The 8,224-nt window shown below is 37.4% G+C and carries 11 protein-coding genes; 4 read left to right on the forward strand and 7 right to left on the reverse strand.

Going from position 1 to position 8,224, the window contains the following annotated elements; translation table 11 throughout:
* A partial coding sequence (locus J1E28_RS07220; protein ID WP_291028261.1) for a metallophosphoesterase occupies positions 1–591 on the forward strand: 591 nt, incomplete at its 5' end.
* A 103-nt stretch (positions 592–694) separates the two neighbouring features.
* On the opposite strand, the gene J1E28_RS07225 is transcribed toward J1E28_RS07220, so the two are convergent.
* From J1E28_RS07225 to J1E28_RS07240, 4 genes are all read right to left on the reverse strand, one after another.
* Entirely contained in the window at positions 695–1,369 is a 675-nt protein-coding gene (locus J1E28_RS07225) for a hypothetical protein (protein WP_291028263.1), read from the reverse strand.
* A 142-nt stretch (positions 1,370–1,511) separates the two neighbouring features.
* Positions 1,512–2,009, reverse strand: coding sequence for a hypothetical protein (locus tag J1E28_RS07230; protein ID WP_291028265.1), 498 nt, complete (start codon positions 2,007–2,009; stop codon positions 1,512–1,514).
* On the reverse strand, positions 2,009–2,530 hold the full coding sequence (locus J1E28_RS07235) for a hypothetical protein (protein ID WP_291028267.1): 522 nt from the start codon (positions 2,528–2,530) through the stop codon (positions 2,009–2,011). The genes J1E28_RS07230 and J1E28_RS07235 overlap by 1 nt, the downstream gene beginning before the upstream one ends.
* 127 nt (positions 2,531–2,657) lie before the next feature.
* On the reverse strand, positions 2,658–3,032 hold the full coding sequence (locus tag J1E28_RS07240) for a hypothetical protein (protein ID WP_291028269.1): 375 nt from the start codon (positions 3,030–3,032) through the stop codon (positions 2,658–2,660).
* Between the two features lie 173 nt (positions 3,033–3,205).
* On the opposite strand from J1E28_RS07240, the gene J1E28_RS07245 reads away from it, so the two are divergent.
* On the forward strand, positions 3,206–3,460 hold the full coding sequence (locus J1E28_RS07245; protein ID WP_291028271.1) for a hypothetical protein: 255 nt from the start codon (positions 3,206–3,208) through the stop codon (positions 3,458–3,460).
* Positions 3,461–3,599: 139 nt separating this feature from the next.
* On the opposite strand, the gene J1E28_RS07250 is transcribed toward J1E28_RS07245, so the two are convergent.
* The 3 genes from J1E28_RS07250 to J1E28_RS07260 are packed head-to-tail and all read right to left on the reverse strand — an operon-like array spanning position 3,600 to position 6,186.
* Entirely contained in the window at positions 3,600–4,085 is a 486-nt protein-coding gene (locus J1E28_RS07250) for a phosphatidylglycerophosphatase A (protein ID WP_291028273.1), read from the reverse strand.
* 6 nt (positions 4,086–4,091) lie between these two features.
* On the reverse strand, positions 4,092–4,997 hold the full coding sequence (locus J1E28_RS07255; RefSeq protein WP_291028275.1) for a response regulator: 906 nt from the start codon (positions 4,995–4,997) through the stop codon (positions 4,092–4,094).
* Between the two features lie 31 nt (positions 4,998–5,028).
* A complete protein-coding gene (locus tag J1E28_RS07260) occupies positions 5,029–6,186 on the reverse strand; it encodes a bifunctional 2-C-methyl-D-erythritol 4-phosphate cytidylyltransferase/2-C-methyl-D-erythritol 2,4-cyclodiphosphate synthase (RefSeq protein WP_291028276.1) in 1,158 nt (385 codons plus the stop codon).
* A 196-nt stretch (positions 6,187–6,382) separates the two neighbouring features.
* Between J1E28_RS07260 and thiC the strand changes: the two genes are divergently transcribed.
* Complete coding sequence (gene thiC / locus J1E28_RS07265) at positions 6,383–7,738, forward strand: phosphomethylpyrimidine synthase ThiC (protein ID WP_291028278.1); 1,356 nt, start codon at positions 6,383–6,385, stop codon at positions 7,736–7,738.
* Between the two features lie 15 nt (positions 7,739–7,753).
* On the forward strand, positions 7,754–8,050 hold the full coding sequence (locus J1E28_RS07270; RefSeq protein WP_291028280.1) for a YciI family protein: 297 nt from the start codon (positions 7,754–7,756) through the stop codon (positions 8,048–8,050).
* Positions 8,051–8,224: the final 174 nt, after the last annotated feature.

Genomic DNA, 8,224 nt, shown 5'->3' on the forward strand with positions numbered 1-8,224 from the left:
GATATGATTTTTATCACAGGGGATCTTGTTGATGCACCTTTGCACAATGTAGAATCTGCTGTGAATGAGCTGCAGAATCTACACGCAAAAAATGGAATTTTCTATGTGCTAGGCAATCACGAGTATTTCCACGATGTGCAAAATATCCTTGAAAAACTCCGCGCATTAGGCTTTCAAGTGCTTGTGAATGAAAGCTATATATTTGATGAGAGAGTAAATATCGTGGGGATTGCTGATTTTATGGGGTGGCGCGTGGGATATTTAGAGCCAGATTTTAAGCAAAGCTTTGCGCAGATTAATCCAAGTCTGCCTACAATCCTCCTCGCTCATCAACCAAAGGTTGTGTATTTTCTTAAAGAAACTTATGATAAGGTGGATTTGGTGGTGAGTGGGCATACACACGCAGGACAAATATTTCCTCTCTCTCTTGCTATACTTTTGCAGCAGCCCTATATCTCTGGTTTGCACACCTTTAATAACGCCCATCATTCACAAGTCTATGTCTCACAAGGCACAGGCTTTTGGGGACCTCCTATGCGCATAGGCAGTGAGAGCGAGATTACCTTGCTACATTTATTACCGACAGAATAGATTCTATTTTTGCTTTTGTAATGAAGAGTAAGAATCTAACACGACTTTTGCCAAGCTTAACTGAATGTGGCTTAAGTCTTACATTAACTCTTTCATAGAGAAGCTATTTATTAAATGGTAAATCTACATATTTGCAATATCTCGTGGCATAATCGCTTAATTTCTCCTGAACAATATCTTTCATTTTAGGCACAAATACCTCATCTATTAACTTCATATATTCACTCAGCACATCTGCCTGAAATGCCATATCATTTGTCTCAATCACCTTCCCCTCTCTATCAAGGTAAGTTGTCATTCTTGCGCCTCTTTGTATTTGTCCGGATGGAGCTAAAATCTTTGTGAGATTGTAATGAGAGGTATTTTTCAACTCGTTTTTGAGCTTGAGTAATCTGTCCCTAAAGAATTTTACACGCGCGTTATCAGCATACATATTTAAATTATGCAAAACAATATCAATATTCACAAATGTATCGCTCTTTACTGCTTCATACCTCAACACTTCTTTCACTAAATGCTTAAAAGTCTCTTTATAATCAGATGCCGAAACATACATATATGGTATCGCCACAAGAGTAACCTTACCATTATTAGGCACTGATAGCAATCCATAATCAATATCCCTAGAATCAGGCACCCCCAAATCTAAAGTCATCACTATCTCTCCATTCAATAGCCCCTCAACATACTGATGTTTGCTATCACACACCCACCTATCTTGGCTATACATACTGCTCATAAATAATAGTAATAACATTATCCACTTCAATTTTTTCATTGTGCCACCTACTTTTTACTTTCTCATCTCTCTTTGGCTTTTGTCTTAAATCTAAATATTCTTTACCGCTTACATTCTCACTACTCTTTATCTTGCAACTAGACACACAAAGAGGTAGCAAGAAACTCTTTATTATATTATATTATTCTTGTTCAAATGCTGCTTGTACATAGATTTGTTTTCCATCATCAGTATATTGAGCCGTATATCGGATTTGTTTTTCAAATGCTCCTCCTCCATAAATTAATGTTTCATCTAAGAATCCTCCGATTTCCTCAAATTTTTTCTTAAAATCATCAGACATTTTTGGAAAAGTAGCCTTTAAGGTCGCTCTACATAATGTTTGTTTTTCGTTATCATTATCTAAGGTCATAAAACTATTAAAAGAGAGTTTGGTATTCTTTTGGACATATTCTTGCAAATCACTATTAAACAACAAACCTCCACCCATAGCCATTCCAAATAAATTTATTTTTGAATCTTGACTTAATAACAAACCTGCTCCCAGCAAGATTTTTGGCTCTTCTCTTATAATCTGCTCTACCAAAGATAGCACATTTTTATCATCACATGATGGATTAGAACTCAAACAGCCACTGAAACAAAACCCCAAAGCCGCTACAATTAAATGCTTTTTCATCATAATTCCTTTGAAGAAATGGTAATATCAATGATTTGATTAACTTTTTCAAGATTCTGATTCCTTACATACACCCCGACAACCATTAAATCCAATAGAGCGAGTCCCACAGCCCCAGCATCCATAGCCATTATCAAACGAGCGTCCAACATCAAGGCTGCACAAACTCCTACAAGTAATGTCCAAACCAACCTAAAAGCACCATATCTTACATCACCAATAGCAAATCTTGCTATGCCGAGATGACCAAGCAAAAAATTATATACCCAAAAAATAAAAGCAGGGCTTTTGAGTTTTGCATTTTGGATTGCAAAATACACTTTATCAAGCTGCTGAGGACTAAGCTTATCTAACTTTGCCTTAATGTCCTCGTTTTGCATTATGGGATAGGCGTATTTTGCTGTATTTGTTAGTATTTCGTTCCACTTATGCGCTTGAGCTTTCACTACCTTTTTTCTATACCAACCCAATGGCTTGGGGAGCTTATTTTGTATCCCCATAAACAAAGTTGTTGAATCCATTTTTTCTCCTTTTATAAATAATTTAAGACTCGCATAATCTTTTCAAAATTTTGGCGACGCACCTTTTTCCCAACTAGAAACAAATCCACAAACCACCAAACCGCACTCACAACGCTAAACACTATGCTTAAACCATAAAAAAACTAGCATAGAGAATCCCAGAAACATATTCGCGCATCACATCTTCTCCTCCATAATCAGCATCCAAAGAAACAATAGCAAAAAGAGTGAAGACAAGAGTTAAAAGGCTTATGCCCAAACGAGCAAAGCCCAAAGCCTTATCTCCTAACATAAAACGACCAACCCCATAGCTCCCAAACAAAAAGCTACCCACCCAAAATACAACAGCAGGACTTTGAAAATTGAGTGTTGAAATATATGCAATCGCCTCTTGTTTTTTGCTATCACTCAAATTCTCAAAATTTTCTCTAAGCAAACTTAGAGTTATCACATCTTCTGGTAATTTATCTTGTATATCTAGCAACACTGCATCTAAGCTCATCTAAAAAATCCTTGTTTTTGCTAAAAATGAGATTGTGATTGTAAAGGATTAAAACTTTACTAAACCTTAAAAAACATAAATATTATGTTTTTTATTAAAATTATGAATAAATATCATCATATAAAAATTTAAAAACTTATGCTTTATGATTCTTAAAAACTAAAAGAGAAATAATGACAAAGCGAGATATGGCTGCATTTTTAGGTGTTGATGTCCAAACCTTGCGTAATTGGAAAAAAACGCGCCCTAATCTCTATCGCGTGATACTGCAGGGTTTGGCGGTTGATGAAGCAATTAATGAAAGTTATGAGCATTTTTGCAAACTTGCTCGGTTTAGCGAAAATGCCGAAAAAAGAGTGCTTAAGAGGGATTTAAATGTGGTGGATTTGTATGCGAAATTTAAAAACACTCAAAGCAAAGAGATATAGTGAGCTATTTTTTACACTAAATGTAGGTTCTTATTTTGTCTCATTGTAAATTCTTGTTTTTAGATTCTGTGTGTTTAACTTAGAATCTAAACTAAAAACTTATGCTTTAAAAACAGAATAGATTCTAGATTCCAAGCCTCTATGCACCTATATTTAGCATCTTCTCCACGCCCATTAGCACACATATCCCCACAATCCCAGCAATCACTCCAGCGAGTGCATCATCGCCCACTACGCCTAGCCCTCCTTTGCATTCCCTATCAATTTTGCCAATAAAAGAGGGCTTATAAATATCAAAGATTCGAAACAACACAAAAGCAAGGATACACTCTACTAAGCCAAAACCTATCAAAGACATTGCAAGCCACACGCCCACAAGCTCATCAATCACTATACTTTTATCATCGTGTGTATGTGTATGCGCCTCATATATATCAATATGTTTTACCGCCACAAGTGCTATAAAAATACTTAATAAAAACAAAGTCTCTTGTGAATAATACACAATAGGCGCTCCTAGAATCACCGCCAATGCAGTCCCCGCAGTCCCCGGAGCCTTAGGACAATAGCCACTATATAAAAGGCTCAAAAACAGATCTTTGATGAGTTTTTGCTTTTTTGTCATTGGTATTTAAGATTGTGCTGTGTTTTTGTTTTTGCGAATAATGCCATATTTCTTGCGCTTTTCCCAAAGACTTTTACGACTCATACCGAGCTTTTTTGCAAGCTCAATATCAGGGTAGCGGCTTTCATATTGGCTAATGATACTTTTTTCATATTCCTTCACAGAGAGAATCTCCCCGCCTAGCTCCACGCTATTACTTTGGCGCGAAATATCAATTACCTGCGGAAAAGCCACCTTTTCACTTGAGACAATAGAGAGGATTACATTGTATTTAAGGGCTGCTTCTAAAAAGTCTTTTCTATCGCTTTTTTTGAGCTCTTCAAGCTTAGTAATATAATAGACTTTATTTTTCTTAGGTGGCACACGAAAGATACTTTTCCAAGTCTCTTCTTTGAGGGAGAAAAATTGAAAATGCAAATGCTTTTCTCGCGCATATCGCATCGCATAAACATCTGCACTCCTTTGAAAATTTGTCTTAATCACAAAAGGAGGGTTGTATAAAAATGGCTCGGGTATGCTTAACTCACGCTCGATAAAATCAAAATAGCTTCGATAAAAATTAATCTCCTCGCTCATCTCGCGATATGTTTTATAATGCGTGATTTTGCGTATAAGTTCATCAACAATAAAAGGCTTTACAATATAATCTGTAACACCATTGCGCAAGGGCTTAATCACCGTATCATCATTGATATAAGCAATCATTAAAATAATAATGGCTTGTGGATAAATCTTACTTAACTCTGCATAACCATCATTAATCGTCCCAAATGAAGCTAAAATCACATCATAATGATCTTTTTGCACTTCTTTCAAAGAATGTGCAATTACACATTCTAATCGCGAATCGCTTAGCTTATTTGCAATACTTTGTGCCAAATAAATCTCATTTTCAATAATTAATACTTTCATTTTTGCTCCTCTGTGTGATAGATTCTGCTCATTATGCCTCCTTGCCATAGTCTTGCCAATCAAAAAAGCCCATACTCACTTGTGCTTGCACACACACCCCTTCTTTACGCCCTACAAACCCTAATCCCTCTGTAGTTGTTGCCTTAATATTAATGCGCGTTTGTGGCACTTGCAAAATGCCCGCTATGGATTCACGCATTGCTTTTTTATGGGGAGCAATTTTTGGAATCTGTGCCATAATGCTTATGTCTGCATTATGAAGCTCATAACCTATGCTTTGAGCAAAAGTGTAGATTTCTTTAAGAAGTATCTTTGAATCTGCTCCTTTGTATGCTGCATCAGTATCAGGGAACCACTGCCCTATATCACCCCCACCAATCGCCCCAAGAATAGCATCACAAAGAGCGTGCAAGGCAACATCACCATCACTATGGGCTTTAAAGCCAAAGGGGGATTTGATATACACACCCCCAAGCCACATTGGTTTATTCTCTTCAAATTCGTGTATATCAATACCGCTACCTACAAATACTTTTTTGCTTGGCGGGGTAAGTCTTGAAATATGAAAAGATAAATCGCTTCCAAAAGTGAGTTTATTCATTAATAAGCTCCCCTCTACGAAGCCAACCCTCTTGCCTAATGCGTGAATAGCGGAGCTTTCATCACTAAAATCTTCTTGCTTGTCTAATGCCTCTTTTAACACACTCACCTTGCTTAATTGTGGTGTTTGAATAAGCTTTAGAGATTCTCTTTTGAGATAATGCCCCTCATAAAAACTCGTATCTGCCACAGATAAAAATGGCACGACACAATCAATTTGTGAATCTGCCCTCATTAATAAAAACATTGCCTCTATAACAGATTCTACACTATTCCACCGCGCCACATCACTCACAAGCACAAAAGGTGTATCAACAAATTTAAGGGCATTTCGCAAAGAATTTGCACGCGTATCACCACCTTGCACAATATCAAAAAACCCCATATCACGCATATAAATATAATCCTTGCTTGAGGCGGTAATAAGCACCTTTTTAAAAGTAAAATGCGCAGTTATTTTACGAGTGGCTACAAGCCACAATGGCTCTTCATCAATGCGAAGCCATTGCTTTTTGCAACTACAATCTGTGCAAAATCTCGTAGAATCTCCTGCTGCCATCATAACGAGCGTAACATCATCTAAAATCAAATCCCTATCTCACTTTGTTCCTTCAAAATAAAAATATTATTTTAGCATTAGAAAGCAAAAAATAAACTAAAATTGTTACTTAAATTCCCATATTATTTGAGTTCATTTTGAATATTCTGCATATATTTTGCAAGTTTAGATAGCGTAAATCATTCTAAATCATAGTTATAGAGAACTTACTGCTTAAAGGATTTTTATGAGGACATTATGGGTCAAACAACGCGCAAAAGATAGCATTCGCACACAGCTTCACTATGCAAAAAAAGGCATTATTACAAATGAAATGGAATATGTAGCAAATATTGAGAATCTCTCTCCTGCTCTTATATGCGATGAAATTAAGCGAGGAAGATTAATCATACCAGCAAATATTAATCATACCAATCTTGAGCCTATGGGGATTGGCATAGCCACACGCACAAAAATTAACTCAAATATCGGTAGTTCCCAGCTTGCAAGCTCCATTGATGAAGAAGTGGAAAAAGTGAAAATCTCTATCAAGTATGGTGCGGATACCATAATGGACTTAAGCACCGGGGGGAATCTTGATGAGATAAGAAGCGCAGTTATTCAAGCCTCAAGTGTGCCTATTGGCACGGTGCCGATGTATCAGATTCTCTATGATGTTAAAAATGATGTTTTAAAACTTGATATTGATATGATGCTCTCTGTTTTAGAAAAACAAGCCAAGCAGGGCGTGAGTTATTTTACAATTCATTGTGGCTTTTTGCTTAGGCATATGCCTTTTGTTGCAAAGCGCAAAATGGGCGTTGTTTCACGCGGTGGAAGTCTTATGGCAAGCTGGATGATGCACTATCATAAAGAGAATCCATTCTATGAGCATTTTGATGAGATTCTTAAAATTTGCCAAAAATATGATGTATCGCTTTCTTTGGGGGATTCGCTGCGTCCGGGCTGCTTAGCTGATGCAAGTGATGAAGCACAATTTGCAGAACTCAAGGTGCTTGGTGAGCTTGCTAAAAGAGCGTGGGAAGCTGATGTGCAAGTGATGATTGAGGGTCCCGGGCACGTGCCACTTAATCAAATTGAGCGCAATGTGGAGCTTCAAAAACAATACTGCAATCACGCGCCATTTTATGTGCTAGGACCTTTGGTTACAGATATTGCCGCAGGATATGATCATATCGCAAGTGCTATTGGTGCGTGTGTGGCAGCGTGGAAGGGCGTAGCGATGCTTTGTTATGTAACACCAAAAGAACATTTAGGATTGCCAAATGCTAAAGATGTGCGTGAGGGAATCCTCGCCTATAAAATCGCTGCACACGCTGCAGATATTGCGCGTGGGCGCATAGGTGCGCGAGATAGAGATGATGCGATGAGCGATGCGCGATATGCCTTTGATTGGAATAGGCAATTTGAACTCGCCCTCGACCCAGATAGAGCGCGTGAATACCACGATGAATCCCTTCCGCAAGATGTTTTTAAAGATGCAGAGTTTTGCTCAATGTGTGGTCCAAAGTTTTGTAGCTACAAAATCTCACAAGATATTTTCAAAGCTCACAATAAGCAACCTTCACTTGAAATAGATTAATACAAAGGAAAGAAAATGCAACTTTTTGTGTGTCTCGTGCATTATACAAAGCCCCTTGATGAAGTCCTTGCGCATTTAGATGAGCATCGCGCCTATCTTAAAAAAGGCTACGAAGAGGGGTTTTTACTCGCTTCTGGTCCTAGGATTCCAAAAGATGGTGGCATTATCATTGGCAAGTTTGCAGATAAAAATGCTGCCCAAGCATTTGCTCACAATGATCCCTATACGCAATTACAACTTGCCAAATATGAGATTTTGCTTTTTGAACCCGTGCTGCACGCAGAGATTTTGAAGGGCTTTTTAAACACATAACTTTATCGTCTCATAACAAAAGCTATGCAACCTTAAGATTCTAGTATAGTCTTAAAATGTATTGCTATTTTTTGTATTTAAATCTTATTTTAAGCTAAGAAAAATTTCACACCACACTTTTTATAAAGCTTAACGCATCAGCGAATACTTGCTCCTTATTCATCTCATTAAAAA

The sequence above is a fragment of the Helicobacter sp. genome, assembly GCF_022511165.1.
Taxonomy (GTDB): Bacteria; Campylobacterota; Campylobacteria; order Campylobacterales; family Helicobacteraceae; genus Helicobacter_C.

What these genes read in the sequence shown, in the direction of transcription:
- J1E28_RS07225 (WP_291028263.1), bottom strand. Translation starts at nt 1,369, where the DNA reads ATGAAAAAATTGAAGTGGATAATGTTATTACTATTATTTATGAGCAGT.
- J1E28_RS07230 (WP_291028265.1), bottom strand. Translation starts at nt 2,009, where the DNA reads ATGAAAAAGCATTTAATTGTAGCGGCTTTGGGGTTTTGTTTCAGTGGC.
- J1E28_RS07235 (WP_291028267.1), bottom strand. Translation starts at nt 2,530, where the DNA reads ATGGATTCAACAACTTTGTTTATGGGGATACAAAATAAGCTCCCCAAG.
- J1E28_RS07240 (WP_291028269.1), bottom strand. Translation starts at nt 3,032, where the DNA reads ATGAGCTTAGATGCAGTGTTGCTAGATATACAAGATAAATTACCAGAA.
- J1E28_RS07245 (WP_291028271.1), top strand. Translation starts at nt 3,206, where the DNA reads ATGACAAAGCGAGATATGGCTGCATTTTTAGGTGTTGATGTCCAAACC.
- J1E28_RS07250 (WP_291028273.1), bottom strand. Translation starts at nt 4,085, where the DNA reads ATGACAAAAAAGCAAAAACTCATCAAAGATCTGTTTTTGAGCCTTTTA.
- J1E28_RS07255 (WP_291028275.1), bottom strand. Translation starts at nt 4,997, where the DNA reads ATGAAAGTATTAATTATTGAAAATGAGATTTATTTGGCACAAAGTATT.
- thiC (WP_291028278.1), top strand. Translation starts at nt 6,383, where the DNA reads ATGAGGACATTATGGGTCAAACAACGCGCAAAAGATAGCATTCGCACA.
- J1E28_RS07270 (WP_291028280.1), top strand. Translation starts at nt 7,754, where the DNA reads ATGCAACTTTTTGTGTGTCTCGTGCATTATACAAAGCCCCTTGATGAA.